Origin of the sequence: Actinomadura sp. NPDC048394 (assembly GCF_040651755.1) — a bacterium.
GTDB classification, from domain to species: domain Bacteria; phylum Actinomycetota; class Actinomycetes; order Streptosporangiales; family Streptosporangiaceae; genus Spirillospora; species Spirillospora montaniterrae.
Map to the genome: position 1 here is coordinate 151,567 of NZ_JBEZJL010000004.1, position 21,440 is coordinate 173,006.

General features: G+C 76.0%; 3 protein-coding genes. All 3 read right to left on the reverse strand.

What is annotated here, in order from left to right; translation table 11 throughout:
- Positions 1-3 precede the first annotated feature (3 nt).
- The 3 genes from AB0C78_RS03845 to AB0C78_RS03855 are packed head-to-tail and all read right to left on the reverse strand — an operon-like array spanning position 4 to position 21,395.
- The gene (locus AB0C78_RS03845) at positions 4-3,129 is read right to left on the reverse strand and encodes a beta-ketoacyl synthase N-terminal-like domain-containing protein (protein WP_360741313.1); all 3,126 of its coding nucleotides are present in this window, start codon (positions 3,127-3,129) and stop codon (positions 4-6) included.
- Entirely contained in the window at positions 3,126-8,279 is a 5,154-nt protein-coding gene (locus AB0C78_RS03850) for a type I polyketide synthase (RefSeq protein ID WP_360741315.1), read from the reverse strand. The genes AB0C78_RS03845 and AB0C78_RS03850 overlap by 4 nt, the downstream gene beginning before the upstream one ends.
- A gap of 9 nt (positions 8,280-8,288) precedes the next feature.
- Positions 8,289-21,395, reverse strand: coding sequence for an SDR family NAD(P)-dependent oxidoreductase (locus tag AB0C78_RS03855; RefSeq protein WP_360741317.1), 13,107 nt, complete (start codon positions 21,393-21,395; stop codon positions 8,289-8,291).
- Between the last annotated feature and the right edge of the window lie 45 nt (positions 21,396-21,440).

Here is a 21,440-nt window from a genome sequence, read left to right on the forward strand (position 1 = left end):
GGGTCAGTCCTCCACGGTCTCGGCGGGTGCGGGGTCGGCGGGTGCGGGGTCGGCGGGTGCGGGGTCGGCGGGTGCGGTGGCGGTCAGTTCGGCCAGCAGGTGGTCGGCCAGCTCCGCCGGGGTGGCCCGATCGAAGATCAGCATCGGCGGGAGCTCCAGCCCGGTCGCGGCCGAGAGCCGGTTGCGCAGCTCCACCGCGGTCAGCGACACGTACCCGACCTCGAAGAAGACGTCGGTCGGCGCGAGCGTCTCGGCGGGAGGCCGTCCCAGCACCGCCGACGCCTCGGTCCGGACGAGGTCGAGCAGCACGTTCCGGCGCCCGTCCTCGTCGAGCTTCTCGAACCCGTCGAGCGGCGACGGCGCTTCCTCCGGTTCCTCCGGAGGGGACGGGGCCGGGCGGGCGGGGCCGGTGGGCGCGGATTCCAGCCAGTAGTGACGGTGCTGGAAGGCGTAGGTGGGGAGGTCGACGCGGGGCCGCCCGGCGAGGAGCGGCGACCAGTCGACGCCGCCGCCGCGGACGCGCAGTGCCGCCGCGGAGAGCAGGAACGTCCGGAGCCCGCCCTCGCCCCGGCGGAGCGTGCCGGTGACGGCGGCAGCGGCCCGGCCGGCGGCGTCCTTGATCTCGGCCGCCAGCACCGGGTGCGCGCTGACCTCCACGAACGACCGGAATCCGTCGTCGAGGAGGGCGCGGGTGGCGGCGTCGAACCGCACGGTGCCGCGCAGGTTGCGGTACCAGTAGGCGGCGTCCAGCCCCGTGGTGTCCAGCCATCGCCCTTCGACGGTGGAGAAGAAGGGGACCTGGGACGGCTTCGGGGCGAGGCCGTCCAGGAGGTCGTGAAGCTCGTCGCGGATCGCCTCGACGTGCGAGGTGTGCGAGGCGTAGTCGACGGGGATCCGGCGGACCCGCACGCCCTCGTCCTCCCACGACTCGATCAGGCCGGCCAGGGCGCTGGCGTCACCGGCGACGACGACCGACGCGGGCCCGTTGACGGCGGCGATCTCCAGTCCGGGCGCGAGGCGGGCGGCGACCCGGTCCCCGGGCAGCGCGACCGACGCCATGCCGCCGCGTCCGGCCAGGCCGCGGGCGATGGCCTTGCTGCGCAGCGCCACCACCCGCGCCGCGTCATCCAGCGGCAACGCCCCGGCGACGTGAGCGGCGGCGATCTCGCCCTGCGAGTGGCCCACCACGGCGTCGGGCACCACGCCGAACGACTCCCACAGGCGGGCGAGGGCCACGTTCACGGCGAACGAGGCGGGTTGCACCACGTCGACCCGCTCCAGCGGCCCGCGAAGCTCCTCGGTGAGCGACCAGTCCACGTACGGTTCCAAGGCCGCCTCGACGTCCGCCAGAGCGGCGGCGAACACGTCGGACTGGGCGGCGAGTTCGGTTCCCATGCCCGCCCACTGCGTCCCCTGGCCCGGGAACACCAGGACCGTGCGGCCCTCGACGTCCGCGACGCCGGTGACCGTGGCCGGTGCGGGCTCTCCGGCCGCGACCGCGCGCAGCCCGGCCAGCGCCTCGTCGCGGTCGGCCGCGACGACGACGGCGCGGTGCGCGAGGGCCGCCCGGCCGGACGCCAGCGAGGCGGCGACGTCGGCGGCGTCCAGCGCGGGACGTTGGCGGATGTGGGAGGCGAGCCGCGCGGCCTGGGCGCGCAGCGCGTCCGCCGTCGCCCCGGAGATCTCCCAGGGCCGGGGCGCCGAGCCCAAGTCCGGCGGCGGGGCCTCGCCGGTGCTCACCGGCGCCTCTTCGATGATCACGTGGGCGTTGGTGCCGCTGACGCCGAAGGACGACACCCCGGCCCGGCGGGGACGTCCCGGGTCCGGCCAGTCCCGCGGTGCGGTGAGCAGCCGGACCGCGCCCGCGTCCCAGTCGACGTTCGCGGACGGCGCGTCCACGTGCAGCGTGGCGGGCAGCGTCCGGTGCCGCAGCGCCTCGATCACCTTGATGATCCCGGCGGCGCCCGCGGCGGCCTGCGCGTGCCCGATGTTGGACTTCAGCGACCCCAGCCAGAGCGGCCGGCCGGCCGGGCGGTCGCGGCCGTAGGCGGCGAGGAGGGCCTGCGCCTCGATCGGGTCGCCCAGCGGGGTGCCGGTCCCGTGGCCCTCGACGGCGTCGACGTCGAGGGGCGCCAGGCCCGCCGCGTCCAGCGCCGCGCGGATCACGCGCTGCTGGGACGGCCCGTTCGGGGCGGTGAGGCCGTTGGAGGCGCCGTCCTGGTTGACGGCGCTGCCGCGCACCAGCGCGAGCACGGGATGGCCGTTGCGGCGGGTGTCCGAGAGCCGCTCCAGGAGGAGGACCGCGGCGCCCTCGGCCCAGCCCGTGCCGTCGGCGGCGTCGGCGAACGCCTTGCAGCGCCCGTCGGGCGCGAGTCCGCGCTGCCGGGAGAACTCGACGAAGGGCGACGGCCGCGCCATGACGGCGACGCCGCCCGCGAGCGCGAGCCGGCACTCGCCGTCGCGCAGCGCCCGCGCCGCCAGATGCACGGCCACCAGGGAGGACGAGCAGGCGGTGTCGACGGTGAGGGCGGGCCCCTCGAACCCGAACGTGTAGGAGACGCGCCCGGACACGACGCTGCCGGACGTCCCCGTCCCGAGGAGCCCTTCGAGGTCGTCGGGCACCTCGGCGAGCGCGGCGGCGTAGTCGTGGTACATGACGCCGGTGACGACGCCGACGCGCTCGCCGCGCAGCGCCGTCGGGGCGATGCCGGCGCGTTCGAGCACCTCCCACGTGATCTCCAGCATGAGGCGCTGCTGCGGGTCCATGGCGAGCGCCTCGCGCGGCGAGATGCCGAACAGCGCGGCGTCGAAGGCCCCCGCGTCGTGCAGGAAGCCGCCCTGCCGCACGTAGGAGGTGCCGGGCCGTCCGGGGTCGTCGGCGAAGAGCGCGTCGAGGTCCCAGCCCCGGTCGCCGGGGAAGGGCGAGAGGCCCTCACGTCCCTCGGAGACGAGGTCCCACAGGTCCTCCGGCGAGGCGATCCCGCCGGGCAGGCGGCACGCGGCCGCGACGACGGCGACGGGGTCGGAGTCGGCGGCGGCGGTGCGTCGCAGCCGGTCGTTCTCCTCGCGCAGCCGCTCGTTGTCGACCAGCGCGGCGCGCAGTGCGCGGACGACCTTGTCGTCGGTCATCGGTTCCCTCCCAGAGCCCGTTCCACCAGGTCGTCCACGTCCATCGCGGCGATCGCCGCGGCGATGCCGCCGGTCCCGTCCGGCGCGCCGGACGGTTCCGGCGCGAGCTCCGCCAGCAGCCGCCGTGCCAGGTCCGCCGGGGTCGGGTGGTCGAAGACGAGCGTGGCGGGGAGCCGCACCCCCGCCGCCCTGGCGAGCCGGTTGCGCAGCTCGACCGCCGCGAGCGAGTCGAACCCGAGGTCCTTGAACGCCTGCGCCGCGCCGACGTCGTCCGGGGCGTCGTGCCCCAGCACGGCGGCCGCGTGCCGCCTGACCAGGTCGAGCGCGGTGCTCGTCCGCTCGGCGGCGGACAGCCCGGCGAGCCGTTCGGCGAACGGGGCGGCGGGCGGCCCGGCGGCCTGCGGTACGTCCCGGCGAGGCGCGCGGACGAGACCGCGGAGCACGGGCGGCAGGTCGCCGTCGGCGGCGAGCGAGCGGAGCGCGGCGGCGTCGAACCGCGCCGGGACGACGACGGCGTCCCCGGCCGCGAGGGCGGCGTCGAACAGGGCCAGCCCTTCGGCCGTGGAGAGCGCGCCGAGGCCGCCGCGCGACAGCCTGCCCAGCGCGGCGTCGCCGAGGTGGCCGGTCATGCCGCTGGCCTGCGACCACAACCCCCATGCGAGCGACACGGCGGGCAGGCCCTCGGCGCGGCGCATGCGGGCCAGCCCGTCCAGGAACCCGTTGGCCGCCGCGTAGTTGCCCTGCCCGGCGTTGCCGAGCACCCCGGCGCCGGACGAGAACAGCACGAACGCCGCCAGGTCCAAGTCGCGGGTCAGCTCGTGCAGATGCCAGGCGGCGTCCGCCTTCGGGCGGAACACAGCGGGGAGCCGTCCCGGCCCGAGGTCGTCCAGCAGGGCGTCGTCCAGGACACCGGCGGCGTGGACGACGGCGGTCAGCGGATGACCGGCCGGGATCGCCGCGAGCACCTCCGCCAGCGCGTCCCGGTCGGCGGCGTCGGCCGCCGTCACGGTCACCTGGGCTCCGGCCTCGCGCAGGTCCGCGTACAGCTCGGTCGCGCCGTCGGCGGCGAGGCCGCGCCGCCCGACCAGGACGAGCCGGCGGACGCCGTGCTCCCGCACCAGATGGCGCGCGACCAGGCCGCCGAGCGTCCCTGTGCCGCCGGTGACCAGGACCGTGCCGTCCGGATCGAGGGACGCCCGGTTCGCCGCGCCGGAACCGGCATGGGCGAGCCGGGGAGCGTGCGCGCGTCCGGCGCGCAGGGCGACCTCGGGCTCGCCGGAGGCGACGAGCCTCGGCAGCAGCTCGACGGCGTCCTCCCCCGACTCCGCCTCCACCAGCACGATCCGGCCCGGCTGCTCGCGCTGCACAGCGCGCACGAGGCCGCGGACGGCGGAGGCGGCGAGGTCGTAGGGCGCGTCGCCGGTGAGCACCGCGACCGGTCCGCCGTCGCAGGCGAGACGGTCGCGCAGGAAGGCGATCGCCTCCGCGGTCAGCTCGCGGGCCGCGCCGGGGGTCCAGCCGCCGCGATCGGTCAGGTCGAGGACGTCCTCGCCGGGGACGGGCTCGGCGGACGGGCCGGGAAGGGCGACCGGCACCCGGTCGATCCGGTGGAGCAGGTCGTGCGCGGGCGCCAGCCGGCCGGGGTCCACGTCTCGCAGCCTGAGGGAGTCGATCGAGGCGACGGGCTTTCCGTCTCGGTCGGCGAGGGTGATCGCGTACCCGGCCGCATCGTTTTGGTAGGTCGCGTGCACGCGCAGCGCGGTGGCGCCCGGCGCGTGCAGGCGCACGCCGGTCCAGGCGAACGGGAGCGGTATCCGCCCGTCCGCGGGCGTGGTCGCACCGAGCAGGTCGGTGGCCTGGAGCGCGGCGTCCAGCAGGGCCGGATGCAGGCCGAAGCCCTGGACCTCGGTCTCGGCGGGCAGCTCCACCTCCGCAAAGATCTCGTCCCCGCGCCGGTAGGCGGCCCGCAGCCCCCGGAAGGCGGGCCCGTACGCGTAGCCCTCGGCGGCCTTGCGCTCGTAGAAGTCCTCGATGGGGACGGGTTCGGCGTCCGCGACCGGCCACGGGAGCCGTTCCCCGGTGCGGAGCCCGTCGGACAGCCGGCCCGTGGCGTGCCTGGTCCAGCCGGCCTGGCCGCGCCGCGCGTGGATCGCCACGTCCTGATCGGTCACCACGACCCTGATCTGCACGTCGTCGTCGCCGGGGACGGTCAGCGGCGCCTCGATGACCAACTCGTCCAGCGTCGTGCGGCCCGTCTCGGCGCCGGCCCGCAGCGCCAGCTCGACCATCGCCGATCCGGGCAGCACGGTCGTGCCGGCGACGGCGTGGTCGGCGAGCCATCCGTGGTCGCGGAGCGAGAGGCGGCCGGTGAGGACGGCGCCGTCGGGCAGCGGGACGGCGGCGCCGAGCAGCGGGTGCCGCGCGTCCTCGATCCCGGCGGCGGTCAGGTCGCCCGGGCCGCGCCCGCCTTCCAGCCAGTAGCGCCGGTGCTGGAAGGCGTAGGTGGGCAGGTCCGCGCGCCTGAACGGGCCGGGCCCGAACGCGCGGCTCCAGTCGACCGCGACCCCGGCGACATGCGCCTCCCCGGCCGAACGCAGGAACCGGTCGAGGCCGCCGTCGTCGCGGCGCAGCGTCCCGACGACCACGGACGGTTCCGTGACGACCTCCGCGATGCTCGGCACGAGGACGGGATGGGCGCTGACCTCGACGAACGCGTGGAACCCGTCCTCGACCAGCGCTTGCACCGCGTCAGCGAAACGGACTTGGTGCCGCAGGTTGCGGTACCAGTAGCCGCCATCCAGCTCGGTGGTGTCGAGCCAGCGTCCTTCGACCGTGGAGAAGAACGGGACGGTCGACGCTCGCGGGGCGAGCCCGTCCAGCAGGCCCGCCAGCTCGGCCTCGATCGACTCCACGTGCGAGGTGTGCGAGGCGTAGTCGACCGGGATCCGGCGCGCCCGTACGCCTTCGGCTTCCAGCGCGGTCTGCAGGTCGTCCAGGGCGTCCGGTTCCCCGGCGACGACGACCGAGGCGGGTCCGTTGACGGCGGCGATCTCCAGGCCGGGCGCCAGCCGGGCGGCGGCCTCGTCCGCGGGGAGCGCCACCGACATCATGCCCCCGCGCCCGGCCAGGCCACGTGCGATGGCCTGGCTGCGCAACGCCACCACCCGCGCCGCGTCTTCCAGCGACAACGCCCCGGCCACATGCGCGGCGGCGATCTCACCCTGCGAATGCCCCACCACCGCATCAGGACGGACACCGAACGACTCCCACAGCCGGGCGAGAGCCACGTTCACCGCGAACGACGCCGGCTGCACCACGTCCACGCGTTCCAGCGGGCCGCGCAGTTCCTCGGTGAGCGACCAGTCCACGTACGGGTCCAACGCCGCCTCGACCTCCGCGAGGGCGGCGGCGAACACCGGAGACGACGCGGCCAGCGCCACGCCCATCGCCGTCCACTGCGCTCCCTGCCCGGGGAACACGAAGACGGTCTTGCCATCGACCTCGGCCGGGCCTACGGACTCGACTTCGGCCAGGGCAGCGATCGCCTCGGTGCGGTCGGCCGCCACCACGACCGCCCGGTGCTCCAATGTGGCCCGCCCGGTGGCCAAGGCGTGCCCGATCTCGGCCGGCGCGAGGTCGCCGTGCTCGCGCAGGAACGACGCGAGCCGTTCAGCCTGCGCGCGCAGACCCTCCGCCGTCCGGGACGACAGGAGCCACGGGACCGCGCCGGGTTCCGCGCCGTCCCCCACGTCCTGCCGGGGCTCTTCGGCCACCTCTTCGATGATCACGTGGGCGTTGGTGCCGCTGACGCCGAACGACGACACCCCGGCCCGGCGCGGCCGATCCGTCTCTGGCCACGCGCGAGCTTCGGTCAGCAGCCGGACGCCACCGGCCGACCAATCCACCTGCGTGCTCGGCGCGTCCACGTGCAGCGTCTTGGGCAGCACGCCGTGGCGCAGCGCTTGCACCATCTTGATCACACCCGCCACGCCCGCCGCCGCCTGAGCGTGACCGATGTTCGACTTGACCGACCCCAGCCACAGCGGCCGGTCGACGCGACGGTCCCGGCCGTAGGTCGCCAATAGTGCCTGCGCCTCGATCGGGTCGCCCAGCCGCGTGCCGGTCCCGTGGCCTTCGACGGCATCGACATCGGCGGCGTTCAGACCCGCGTTGGCCAGCGCCTGCCCGATCACCCGCTCCTGCGACGGGCCGTTCGGCGCGGTCAGGCCGTTGGACGCGCCGTCCTGGTTCACTGCCGAGCCCCGCACCACCGCCAGCACCTCATGACCATGACGGCGCGCGTCCGACAACCGCTCCAGGACGAGCACGCCGACGCCTTCGGAAAGGCCCGTCCCGTCGGCGGTGTCCGCGTACGCCTTGCAGCGCCCGTCGGGAGCCAGGCCGCGCTGCCGCGAGAAGTCGATGAACACCTCGGGGGTCGCCATCACGGCCACTCCCCCGGCCAGCGCGAGCGAGGACTCCCCGGAACGCAGCGACTGCGCTGCCAGGTGCAACGCCACCAGCGACGACGAGCACGCGGTATCGACCGTCACCGCCGGACCCTCCAGACCGAGGGTGTAGGACACGCGGCCGGAGGCGACGCTGCCGGAGTTGCCGATGCCGAAGTAGCCTTCGAGTCCCTCGGGGAGGGCGCCGAGGTTGTCGCGGTAGTCGTGGAACATCAGGCCGGTGAAGACCCCTGCGGGCGTGCCGCGCAGGGAGGTGGGGTCGATGCCCGCGCGTTCCAGTGCCTCCCACGAGACCTCCAGCAGCAACCGCTGCTGCGGGTCGATGGCGAGGGCCTCGCGCGGGGAGATGCCGAAGAGCGCGGCGTCGAACCCGCCGGGTTCGGCGAGGAACCCGCCCTCGTTCGCGTAGGTCCGCCCGGGGCGGTCGGGGTCGGGGTCGTAGAGGTCGTCCAGGTTCCAGCCGCGGTCGCGGGGGAACGGGCCGACGGCGTCGCGGCCTCCGGCGACCAGCCGCCACAGGTCCTCCGGCGAGGCGATCCCGCCGGGCAGGCGGCAGGCCATGCCCACGATCGCGATCGGCTCGGTGCGGCGCGCCTCGGCGTCGTGCAACCGCCGGCGCGTCCGCTGCAGGTCGGCGAGGGTCCGGCGCAGGTACTCGCGCAGCTTCTCGTCGTTCGCCATGTGCCTTCCTCAGCCCTGTCCGAGTTCATGGTCGATGAGCGCGAAGAGCTGGTCGTCGGTCGCCGCCTCCAGGTCGGCGCCGGGCTCGGCGGACCCGGCGAGGCGGGCGGACAGCGCGTCGAGCCGCGCGACGATCCGGTCCCGGAGCGCGCCGTCCTCGGGCGGTTCGCCGAGCGCGCGTTCCAGCCGTTCCAGCTCCGCCAGCGCGGGCGGGACCGCCGCGCGCGGTGCGACGCCGAGTTCGGCGCGCAGGTGCTCGGCGAGCGCGGCCGGGGTGGGATGGTCGAACACCGCGGTCGCCGCGAGCCGCACGCCGGTCGCCTCGGCGAGGCGGTTGCGCATCCGCACGGCCGTCAGCGAGTCGAATCCGGCGTCCTTGAACGCCTGGTCCGCGCGGAGCGTCTCGCCGGCGGCCAGGCCGAGCACGTCCTCGGCGGCGGCGCGGACGATCCCGGCCAGTTCGCGCCGCTGGTCGGCTTCCGGCAGCCGGGCCAGCCGGTCGGCGAGGGTCTCGCGGGCCGGCTCCGCCGCGTCGTCGGCCGTGGTCGCTGTGGCGGTGGCGGTGGCGGTCCGGCGCGGAGCGGTGCGCACCAGGCCGCGCAGCAGCGCCGGAAGCGTGCCCTCACCGGCCCGGTCGCGGAGAGCTGCATGGTCGAGGCGAGTGGGGACGAGCACCGCCTCGCCGTCCACGCGCAGCGCCAGGTCCAGGAGCGAGAGCGCCTCGTCGGTCGGCAGCGCAAGTTGCAGGCCACGGGCCAGACGGTCGCGGCCCTCCTCCCCGAGGCGGCCGGTCAGCCCGCTGGCCTGCTCCCAGAGGCCCCAGGCCAGGGAGAGGGCGGGCAGCCCCTCGGCGCGCCGGAGCCGGGCCAGCCCGTCGAGGAAGCCGTTGGCCGCCGCGTAGTTGCCCTGCCCGGCGTTGCCGAAGATCCCCGCGCCCGACGAGAACAGCACGAACGCCGCCAGGTCCAGGTCGCGGGTCAGCTCGTGCAGATGCCAGGCGGCGTCCGCCTTCGGGCGGAACACCGCCTCCACCTGCTCCGGGGTCAGCGACGCGAGCACCCCGTCGGCCAGCGCGCCCGCCGCGTGGACGACGGCGGTCAGCGGATGCCCGGCCGGTATCTCCGCGAGGACGCCCGCCAGAGCATCCCGGTCGGAGACGTCGGCGGCGACGATGCGCACGTCCGCGCCCGCCGCGCGCAGGTCGTCCGCCAGTTCGCCGGCGCCCGGGGCGGCCGGGCCGCGGCGGCTCGCAAGCACGAGGTGGCGGACGCCGTGAGAGGTCGCCAGATGGCGGGCGACCAGCCCGCCCAGCGTCCCCGTGCCGCCGGTGATCAGCACAGTGCCGTCCGGGTCGAGGCGGGGCGGCTCCCCGGTGGCGCGCGCTCGGGCGAGGCGGGGCGCGTGGAGGCCGCCTTCGCGGACCGCGAGTTCCGGCTCGCCCGAGGCGACGGCCGCGGGCAGCAGCGCCCGCGCGGCGTCCGGGTCGTCGGCCTCGACCAGCGTGATCGGGTCCGGTGCTTCGAGACGCGCCGTGCGGACCAGGCCCGCCACGGCGGCGCCCGCCGGTCCCCCGCGAGTCAGGACGACCTTCGGCGGGTCCTCGGCGATGCGCCGCATCGCCTGGACGACCAGGTCGCGGGCCGTTTTGGCGGACGGTCCGGCCGGGATGCCGGTGAGGTCGAGGACGTCACCGGCGGCGAGCGGCGCGGCGTCCGGCACCGCCCGGACCCGCGTCCACGTGATGCGGTGGAGCGCGTCGGTGGCCGCAGCGGCGGCGGGCACGGCCGCAGGCCGGAGCACCAGCGACCCGATCCCGGCGACGGGCCGTCCCGACCGGTCGGTGATCGCGAACGTGACGGCGTCGTCGCCCGCCCGTGCGGCGTGCACGCGGAGCGCGGTGGCGCCCGTCGTGTGGAGCGTGACGTCGTTCCAGGCGAACGGCAGGAGTGTCCCGCCGCCGGCCGGACGCGGTGCCGCGCCGAGGTTGGCCGCTTGCAGGGCGGCGTCCAGCAGGGCCGGATGCAGGGCGTGGCCTTCCGCCTCGATCCCGCCGGGCAGTTCCACCTCCGCGAACACCTCGTCCTCGCGGGTCCAGGCGGCGCGCAGCCCGCGGAAGGCCGGACCGTACTCGTACCCGCGTTCGGCGAGACCGGCGTAGAAGGAGTCGACGGCGGCCGGTTCGGCGTCTGGCGGCGGCCACTGCGGGCTTGCCGGCGCGGGGTCGAGGGCGTCCGCCGACACGCGGCCCGTGACGTGCCGCGTCCACGGACCGTCCGGTTCGGGGCGGGAGTGGACGCTCACGGGGCGTCGCCCGGACCCGTCCTCCTCCCCGACCGTGACCGAGACGCGGACGGTCCCCTGCTCGGGGAGTTCCAGCGGCGTCTCGATGACCAGTTCCTCGATGGTCGCCGCTCCGATTTCCGCGGCGGCCTGGAGCACCAGTTCGGTGAAGACCGCGCCCGGGAGCAGCACGCGTCCCACCAAGGTGTGATCGGCGAGCCAGGGGCGGCTTCCCAGGGAGAGTCGGCCTCCGGCGAGCACGCCTCCGGTGTCCGGATCTGGGGCGATGGTGTCCAGGAGGGGGTCGACCGCCTCGATCCAGTAGCGGCGCCGCTGGAACGCGTACGTCGGTAGCGGCACCCGCCGTCCGCTCTTGGACGCATGGACCGGTGACCAGTCGACGGGCACGCCGCGGACGTGGAGCTCGGCGAGCGAGAGCAGGAAGCGCCGCAGCCCGCCTTCGTCGCGGCGCAGCGTCCCCACGGCCACCGACGTGCGCTCCTCCACGAGTTCCTGCACGCTCGGCACCAGGACGGGATGGGCGCTGACCTCGACGAACGTCCGGAACCCGTCTCCGGCCAGTGCTTGGACGGCGTCGGCGAAACGGACTTGGCGTCGCAGATTGCGGTACCAGTAGCCGCCGTCGAGTTCGGTGGTGTCCAGCCAGCGTCCTTCGACCGTGGAGAAGAAGGGGACGTTCGACGTTCGCGGAGAAATCCCGTCCAGCAGGCCCGCCAATTCGGCTTCGATTGACTCCACGTGCGAGGTGTGCGAGGCGTAATCCACCGGGATCCGCCGCACCCGCGCGCCCTCGGCCTCAGCCCGAACGACGAGATCGTCCAGCGCATCCGGCTCACCCGCGATGACGACCGACTCCGGGCCGTTGACCGCCGCGACCTCCAGCCCGTCGGCCAACCACGACGAAGCCTTCTCGACCGGCACCGCCAACGACACCATCCCGCCACGCCCGGCCAGCCCACGCGCGATCGCCTGGCTCCGCAACGCCACCACCCGCGCCGCGTCCTCCAACGACAACGCCCCGGCCACATGCGCGGCGGCGATCTCACCCTGCGAATGACCCACCACCGCGTCAGGACGGACACCGAACGACTCCCACAACCGGGCGAGAGCCACGTTCACCGCGAACGACACGGGCTGCACCACGTCCACCCGCTCCAGCGGGCCGGTGAGCGCCTCCTCGAAGGACCAGTCCACGTACGGCTCCAGGGCCGCTCCCACCTCGTTCAGCGCATCGGCGAAGACCGGCGAGGCGCCGGCCAGCTCGTCCGCCATTCCGACCCACTGCGCTCCCTGACCGGGGAAGACGAAGACGGTCTTGCCAGTGACGTTCGCCGTCCCGGTGACGGCGGCAGAGGCCGGAGCGCCCTGGGCCAGCGCTTCGAGTGCGGCCGCGGCCTCCTCCCGGTCGGCCGCGACGACGACCGCGCGCTCGTCCAGCGCGGCACGGGCGGTGGCCAGGGCATGCCCGATCTCGGCCGTGGTGAAGTCCTCGTGGTCGGCGACGAAGGAGGCGAGCCGCGCGGCCTGTGCCCGCAGCGCCCGCCCGCCGCGCGCGGACACCGGCCACACCACGGCGCCGGGTTCCTCGTCCGGCACGGAGGCGTCGGCGTTGAGGCTCGGAGCCTCTTCGATGATCACGTGGGCGTTGGTGCCGCTGACGCCGAACGACGACACGCCCGCCCGGCGAGGCCGGTCGGCCTCGGGCCAGTCGCGCGTCTCGTCCAGCAGCCGCACGCCGCCCGCCGACCAGTCGACCTCCGACGTCGGCTCCTCCGCGTGGAGGGTCCTGGGCAGGAGGCCGTGGCGCAGCGCCTGCACCATCTTGATCACACCCGCCACGCCCGCCGCCGCCTGGGTGTGGCCGATGTTCGACTTGACCGACCCCAGCCACAGCGGCCGGTCGTTGGGACGGTCCTGGCCGTAGGTCGCCAGTAGCGCCTGCGCCTCGATCGGGTCGCCCAGCCGCGTGCCCGTGCCGTGCGCTTCCACGGCGTCGATCTCGGCGCCCGTCAGGCCCGCGCCGGCGAGCGCCTGCCGGATCACCCGTTCCTGCGACGGGCCGTTCGGCGCGGTCAGGCCGTTGGACGCGCCGTCCTGGTTGATCGCCGAGCCGCGCACCACCGCCAGCACCTCGTGGCCGTTGCGGCGCGCGTCCGACACCCGCTCCAACACCAGGACACCGATGCCCTCCGACATGCCGAAGCCGTCGGCGGACTCCGCGAACGCCTTGCACCGCCCGTCGGCGGCCAGCCCGCGCTGCCGGCTGAAGCCGATGACGCCCTCCAGCGTGGACATGACCGACACGCCGCCCGCCAGCGCGAGCGAGGACTCCCCGGTACGCAGCGATTGCGCCGCCAGGTGCAACGCCACCAGCGACGACGAGCACGCGGTGTCGACCGTCACCGCCGGGCCCTCGAAGCCGAGGGTGTAGGACACGCGGCCGGTCAGCACGCTCGCCGCGTTCCCGGTGACGAGGTATCCCTCGTCCGCGCGGCCGCGCGCGCCGCCGGTCCCGTAGTCCTGGCCGTGCGTCCCGACGAAGACACCGGTGGGCGTTCCGCGCAGGGACGTCGGGTCGATGCCCGCGCGTTCCAGGGCCTCCCACGACACCTCCAGCAGCAACCGCTGCTGCGGGTCCATGGCCAGCGCCTCGCGGGGGTTGATGCCGAAGAAGCCCGCGTCGAAGTCGGCCGCGCCGCGCAGGAAACCGCCGCCCCGCACGTAGGTCCCGCCGGGCGCGTCGGGGTCGGGGTCGTAGACGCCGTCGAGGTCCCAGCCGCGGTCCGTCGGGAATCCGGCGATGGCGTCACCGCCGGCGGCGACGAGGCGCCAGAGGGCGTCGGGCGAGTCCACGTCGCCGGGGAAGCGGCACGCCATGGCGACGATGGCGATGGCGTCCTCTTCCGCGCCGGCCGTGGTCGGCTCCGGTGCCGCTGCCTGGGGAGCCGTCCCGGACAGTTCGGATCGCAGCCGCTCGGCGAGCCGGGCGGGCGTGGGGTGGTCGAACACCAGGGTCGCGGGCAGGCGGAGGCCGGTGGCCTCGGCCAGCCGGTTGCGCAGCTCGACCGCCGTGAGGGAGTCGAGACCGAGGTCCTTGAAGGCGCGTCCCGGCTCGACGGCGTCGGCTCCGCTGTGCCCGAGCACGGCGGCGGCCGTCGCGCGGACGACGCCGAGGAGGTCGGCGGGCGCGGTCACGTCCGCCCTCGCGGGCGCCGTCGCCTCCGGTCGCCGGGGCCGGGCGGGGGCCAGGGCTCGCAGCAGCGGCGGTGCCTCTCCGGCGGCGCGGACGGCGGTGAGGTCCAGCCGGATCGGCACCAGCGCCGGCCGGTCGCTCTCCAGCGCGGCGTCGAACAGCGCCAGGCCCTCGTCGGCGGTCAGCGGGCGCGTACCGGAGCGGGCCATCCGCGCCAGGTCCGTGCCGGAGAGGCGGCCGCCCATTCCGGCGGTACCGCCCCACAGGCCCCACGCGAGGGAGACCGCGGGCAGGCCCTCCTCGCGGCGGTGCCGGGCGAGCGCGTCGAGGAAGGCGTTGCCCGCCGCGTAGTTGCCCTGCCCGGGACTGCCGAACGTGGAGGACGCCGACGAGTACAGGACGAAGGCGGCGAGGTCGAGGTGCTGGGTGAGGTCGTGCAGATGCCAGGCCCCGTCCACCTTCGGCGCCAGGGCGGCGTCCCATTCCAGCGGGCCGAGCGAGGCCAGGACGCCGTCGGCGACGACGCCGGCCGCGTGCACCACCCCGGTCAGCCGGTCCGCGACCTGTCCGACGACCTCGGCGAGGGCGGCCCGGTCGGCCACGTCGGCGGCGACGTTCCGCACCCCGGCCCCGAGAGCGGACAGTTCCGCGACCCATTCGGCGGGGGCGCCCGTCCGGGACAGCAGTACCAGCTCCGCGACGCCGTGCTCCCGCACGAGGTGCTCGGCGACGAGGCGGCCGAGCCCGCCGGTCGCCCCGGTCACGAGCACGGTCCCGCCGGCCAGCCGCGACCGTTCCGGCGGGGCCGGGAAGGGCGCGCGGGCCAGGCGGGGCACCAGGACCCGCCCGTCGCGCACCGCGACCTGCGGCTCCTCGGGGATGAACGGCAGCGCGGCGGCGACCGCCTCCTCGCCGGGATCGTCGGTGACCAGGGACGCGAACAGGCCCGGGTGCTCGGACTGCGCGCTGCGGAGCAGGCCCCGCACCGCCTCGTGCACCGGGTCGTCCGGCGCGGTGACCACCAGGAGGCGGGCCGACGCGGCGCGCGGGTCGTCCGGCCAGTCGCGCAGCAGGCGCAGGGTCTCCCACCCCACCGCGCGGACGCGCTCGGGGAGAGGCCGCCCGGCGTCACCGCTCCCGACGCGGTGGACGACGACCTCCGGCGCCGCGTGACCCGGCTTCCCCGCCGGAACCCACGCGACCTCCAACAGCCGGTCGCGCGCCTCGCCGGCGGCGAGACGGCCGGGGTCGAGCGGACGCAGGGCGAGCGACTCGACATCGACGACCGGGACGCCCGACGGGTCCGCCGCGCTGATGGCCACGGTGTCGGGCCCGGTCGCGGTCAGGTGGACGCGCAGCGCGCGGGCACCGGTCGCGTGCAGGCGCACGCCGGACCAGGAGAAGGCGAGGCGCGGCCGGTCGGGGTCGGGCAGCAGCGCCGCGGCGGCGATCGGGTGCAGGGCCGCGTCGAGCAGCGCGGGATGCAAGCCGAACCCCTCCGGGTCGGCCTCCTCCGGCAGCCGGAGCTCGGCCCACGCCTCCCCGTCACCCGCCCAAACGGCCTGGACGGCGCGGAACGCGGGGCCGTACTCGACGTTGAGGTTCTCGTAGAAGCCGTCGAGGTCGAGACGGCGCGCGCCGGCAGGCGGCGGCCAGGGGACGGCGGTGCCCGGCCGCTCGTCCTCTCCGAGCGTCGCGGTGGCGTTCTCGGTCCACTCCGCGTCGGGCCCGCCGCGGGTGTGGACGCGGACGGACCGCTCCTCGACGCGGACCTGGACGTCGAGCGCCCCGCCCTCGGGCAGCACGATCGGCGCCGACCCGGTGAGCTCGGCGACGGCCGGGGCACCGCGCAGGGCGCCGATGTGGTGGAGGACGTCCAGGAGCGCGGTGCCCGGCAGCACCACCGCCCCGGCCACCCGATGGTCGGCGAGCCAGGGGTGGTCGCGTTCGGTCAACCGCCCGGTGAACACCGCGCCGCCGGAGCCGGCGAGCGGGACGGCCGCGTCGAGCAGCGGATGCCCGGCGGGCTCGGATCCGGCCGCCGCGTGGGCGCCGGCGGGCTGGAGCCAGTACCGCTCGCGCTGGAAGGCGTACGTCGGAAGCGCGACCCGCCGCGGGTCGGACCCGGCGAAGACGGCCGTCCAGTCGACCGGCACGCCACGGACGTGGAGTTCGGCGAGCGAGAGCAGGAAGCGCCGCAGCCCGCCGTCGTCGCGGCGGAGCGTCCCGACCGCCACGGACGGTTCCGTGACGACCTCCGCGATGCTCGGCACGAGCACCGGATGGGCGCTGACCTCGACGAACGTCCGGAACCCGTCCTCCGCCAGCGCTTGCACCGCATCGGCGAAGCGGACTTGGCGCCGCAGATTGCGATACCAGTAGCCGCCGTCGAGTTCGGTGGTGTCCAGCCAGCGTCCTTCGACCGTGGAGAAGAACGGAACCGTCGACGCTCGCGGGGCGAGCCCATCCAGCAGGCCCGCCAGCTCGGCCTCGATCGACTCCACATGCGAGGTGTGCGAGGCGTAATCCACCGGGATCCGCCGCACCCGCACACCCTCGGCCTCAGCCCTGACCACGAGATCGTCCAGCGCACCCGGCTCACCCGCGACCACCACCGACCCCGGACCGTTGACCGCCGCGACCTCCAGCCCATCGCCCAACCACGACGAAACCCGCTCGACCGGCACCGCCAACGACACCATCCCGCCACGCCCCGCCAGGCCGCGCGCGATCGCCTGGCTCCGCAACGCCACCACCCGCGCCGCGTCCTCCAACGACAACGCACCCGCCACGCACGCCGCCGCGATCTCACCCTGCGAATGCCCCACCACCGCATCAGGACGGACGCCGTGCGCGCGCCAGACCTCTGCGAGCGCCACCATGACCGCGAAGGCGACCGGCTGCACGACGTCCACGCGGTCGAGCGGGCCGCGCAGCGCCTCGGTGAGCGACCAGTCCACGTGGGCGGCGAGCGCGTCGGCGCATTCGGCGAGCCGGGCCGCGAAGACGGGGGACGTCTCCAGCAGCTCCGCGCCCATGCCCGCCCACTGCGTCCCCTGTCCGGGGAAGACGAACACCGTCCTGCCGTCGACGTCGGCGACGCCGGACACGACGGTCGGCGCCGGCTCGCCCGCCGCGAGCGCGCCGAGGCCGGTGAGCGCCTCGTCCCGGTCGGCGGCGACGACCACGGCGCGGTGGTGGAGCGCGGCGCGGGTGGTGGCCAGCGAGGACCCGAGGTCGGCCGACCGCGTCTCCGGCCGCGCGAGCATGTCGTTCCGCAGCCGTTCCGCCTGCGCGCGCAGCGCCGGGACGGCACGGGCGGAGACCGGCAGGACCACCGCCTCCGGATCGGGCGCGAGGGCATCGCCGGCGGGCGCGGCGTCCGGACCCTGTTCGATGATCACGTGGGCGTTGGTGCCGCTGACGCCGAACGACGACACCCCGGCCCGGCGCGGCCGGTCCACCTCGGGCCACGCGCGCGCCTCGGTCAGCAGCCGCACACCGCCCGCCGACCAATCCACCTGCGCGCTCGGCGCGTCCACATGCAACGTCCGAGGCAGCACGCCGTGGCGCAGCGCCTGCACCATCTTGATCACACCCGCCACGCCCGCCGCCGCCTGCGCATGACCGATGTTCGACTTCAACGACCCCAGCCACAACGGCTGATCGGCGGGACGGTCCCGGCCGTAGGTCGCCAGCAGCGCCCGCGCCTCGATCGGATCGCCCAGCCGCGTCCCCGTCCCATGGCCTTCCACCGCATCGACATCGGCGGCGCTCAGACCCGCGTTGGCCAGCGCCTGCCCGATCACCCGCTCCTGCGACGGGCCGTTCGGCGCGGTCAGGCCGTTCGACCCGCCGTCCTGGTTCACCGCCGAGCCCCGCACCACCGCCAGCACCTCATGACCATTGCGGCGCGCATCCGACAACCGCTCCAGCACCAGCACACCGACGCCCTCGGACCAGCCCGTCCCGTCGGCGGCGTCGGCGTACGCCTTGCACCGGCCGTCCGCCGCGAGGGCGCCCTGGCGGGTGAACTCGACGAACGAGGTGGGCCGGGCCATCACGGCCACTCCCCCGGCCAGCGCGAGCGAGGACTCCCCCGACCGCAGCGACTGCGCCGCCAGATGCAACGCCACCAGCGACGACGAGCACGCCGTGTCGACCGTCACCGCCGGGCCCTCGAAGCCGAGGGTGTAGGACACGCGGCCGGAGGCGACGCTGCCGGAGTTGCCGGTGCCCAGATAGCCCTCAAGGTCAGCTGGCACTTCGCCGAGGTCGGTGGCGTAGTCGTGGTACATCAGGCCCGAGAAGACGCCGATGTCGCGGCCGCGCAGCGACGTCGGGTCGATGCCCGCGCGTTCCAGGGCCTCCCACGACACCTCCAGCAGCAACCGCTGCTGCGGGTCCATGGCGAGGGCCTCGCGCGGGGAGATGCCGAAGAAGCCGGCGTCGAAGTCGCCGGCGTCGTGGAGGAATCCGCCGTGCCGGGTGGCGGTCCGCAGGGAGTCGACGTCCCAGCCGCGATCGGCGGGGAACTCCGTGATGGCCTCGGCGCCGTCGGCGACGAGGCGCCACAGGTCCTCCGGCGAGGCGATCCCGCCGGGTAGGCGGCAGGCCATGCCGACGATCGCGACGGGTTCGCCGGACAGGGCGTGCGGGACGGCCGCGTCCCGGGTGGCGGGCTCGGCGAGCAGCTCCGCCCGCAGGTGGCGCGCGACGGCGAGCGGGGTCGGATGGTCGAAGGCGAGCGTGGCGGGCAGCGGCAGCCCGGAGGCGGCGGCCAGCCGGTCGCGCAGGGCGACGGCGGTCAGCGAGGTGAGCCCGAGGTCGCGGAACGCCGCGTCGGCGGGGAGGTCGCCGCCGGTGCCGAGGAGGTCGGCAAGCGCCGTCCGGACGAGGTCCGTCAGCAGCCGGTCGCGGTCGGCCGGGCCGGGCAGGTCCAGGAGCCGGCGGCGCAGGTCGGCGGCCACGCCGTCGTCCGCGGCCACCGGACGGGCCGGGGCCTCGATCAGATCGCGCAGCGGGGCCGGGACCCCGTCGCCGCGGACCGCCGCCGGGTCGAGGCGGAAGGCGGCGAGGCAGGTCTCCTCCGAGGCGAGGGCCGCGTCCAGCGCCGCCATACGGTCCCGGGCCGTCAGGCGGCCGACGCCCGGCGGCGGCGGACGGCCGTCGCCCTCGACGGGACCCAGCGTCAAGGACAGCGCGGGCAGCCCGTCGGCCGCGCGGCGGCGGGCCAGCGCGTCGAAGGAGGCGCCGAGGGCGGCCTCCTCCTCCCCTTCGCGTCCGGTGGCTCCGAGCAGCCCGGTGGCCGGGGAGAGCAGCACGAACGCGTCGAGGTCGTGGTTCCGGGTCAGCTCGGACAGGTTCACCGCCCCCGCCAGGGCGGCCTCGGCGTCCTGTCCGCCGGGCGCGTGGACGACGGCACCGATCGGGCCGCTCGCGGCGAGCAGCGCGGCGAGGGCGTCCCGGTCGGCGGCGTCGTCGGCGACGGTGGCGACTTCGGCTCCGTGGGCGTCGGCCAGGTGGCGGGCCACGGCCGCGCCGAGGTCGCCGCCGGCGCCGGTGACGAGCACGGCCCGGCCCGCGCCGATCGGGCCGCGCGGGGCCGCGTCCGGCGGAGCGGTGGCACGGACAGCGCGCGGTACCAGGAGGACCCCCGAGCGGACGGCCGCCTGCGGCTCTCCGGCGGACAGCGCCTCGGCCGCCCACCGCTCCGCGTCGGCCCCGGCATCCTCCGCGTCCCCGGCGTCCAGGTCGAGCAGCGTGAACCGGCCAGGGTTCGCGGCCTGGACGCCGCGCACCGCCGCCCACACGTCCGCCTGGGCGCGGTCGATCGCGGTGCCGGTCCCCTCCACGGCGACCGCCCCGCGCGTGACGACGACCTGGTGTGCGCCCGCGTCGCCGTCGCCCGCCGCCCAGGCCGCGAGCCGTGCCGAGAACTCGCCCGCGTCCGTGTCCGCCGAGGTCACCACCAGTTCGGGTCGCGCGCCTCCCCCGCCGGAGCAGCCCGGCACCGAGGGAAGCGGGATCCAGTCCAGGCGGAACAGCGACTCGTGGCGCCCGCCGCCCGTCGCGCGCAGCCGAGCGGGACGCTCCAGCAGCAGGCGCCGCGCGACCTTGCCGGAGGCCGTGCGCGGGACCTCGGCTATCTCGTACAGCTCCTCGGGCACCTTGAAGTAGGCGAGGCGCTCCCGACAGGCGGCGAACAGCGCCTCGGGATCCAGGCCCTCGGGCCCCGGCACGACGAAGGCCACCGGAACCTCTCCGAGCACCTCGTGCGGACGGCCCGCCACCGCGACGTCCGCCACGCCGGGCCGCCCCCGCAGGACCTCCTCCACCTCGCCGGGGTGGATGTTCTCCCCACCCCGGATGATGAGCTCCTTGATCCGGCCGGTGATGGTGAAGTAGCCGGCGGCGTCGCGCCGGGCCAGGTCGCCCGTCCGGTACCAGCCGTCGCGGAACGCCTCGGCGGTCTCCTCCGGCCGGCCGTGGTAGCCGGCCATCACGCTCGGGCCGCGGACCCAGACCTCGCCCTCCTCCTCCGCCCCGACGTCGGCGCCGGTCTCGGGATCCACCAGCCGCACGCCGAGCCCCGGCACCGGCAGCCCGCACGACCCCTCGACGCGGGCGCCCGTCGGCCAGTTGATGGTGATCGACCCGCACGTCTCGGTGCTGCCGTAGGCGTCCAGCAGCGGCGCGCCGAACGCCTCCTCGAACGCCCGGCGCAGCGCGGCCGTGGTCACCGCGCCGCCGACCAGGCACATGCGCAGGTGCGGCGCCGTGAACCCCTCCTCGCGCGCGGCCCGGACGAGGTGGTGGTACATCGTCGGGACGCCCGCGAGGAAGGTGATGTCGTCCTCGCGGAGCGCGCCGAGCACCTCGCCCGCGCTGAAGCCGTCCAGGATGCGGGCGGTCGCGCCGACCGCGGTGACGGCGAGCACGCACGCGATGTGCGAGAGGCTGTGGAACAGCGGCAGCGGCCACAGGACGCGGTCGTCGGCGGACAGGCCGGGGACGGGCACGTAGCAGGCGGCGACCGACCACAGGCAGTTGCGCTGCGTGGAGACCACGCCCTTGGGCTTGCCGGTGGTGCCGGAGGTGTAGAGCATCCACGCGGGTTCGTCGAGGCCGAGGTCGTCGCGGGCGGGCGTGCCGGGCTCGGTGCCGGCGAGCGCCTCGAACGGCACCGCCGCGGGCAGCGCCTCGGGCGGCGCGTCGCCGGTGACCACGACGGCGACGTCCGGCCGCGCGGCCAGCACCCGGGCCAGCGGCGCGGCGTGCGCCGGGTCGGTGATCACCAGCCGGGCGCCGCTGTCGTCCAGCAGGTAGGCCAGCTCGGCCTCGGTCACGCGCGGGTTCACCGGAACGCCGATCGCGCCCGCCCGGACCAGCGCCAGGTAGCCCTCGACCGTCTCGACGCGGTTGCCGAGCAGGAGGGCCGCGCGGTCGCCGGGCTGCAGCCGCCGCTCCGCCAGATGGCCGGCCAGGCGCCGGGTCCGCGATTCGAGATCGGCATAGCTGACGGCGCGCCGGGCGTCCCGGAAGGCGATCTTCCGGGGCGCCCGGCGGGCGTGCTCGTCCAGCAATTCGGGCAGTGGCCGAATCAGCTCCGTGCGCAGCATTCCGGCGCATCCCCCAATGCGAAGTGACGGTGCGGAACCGCCCGC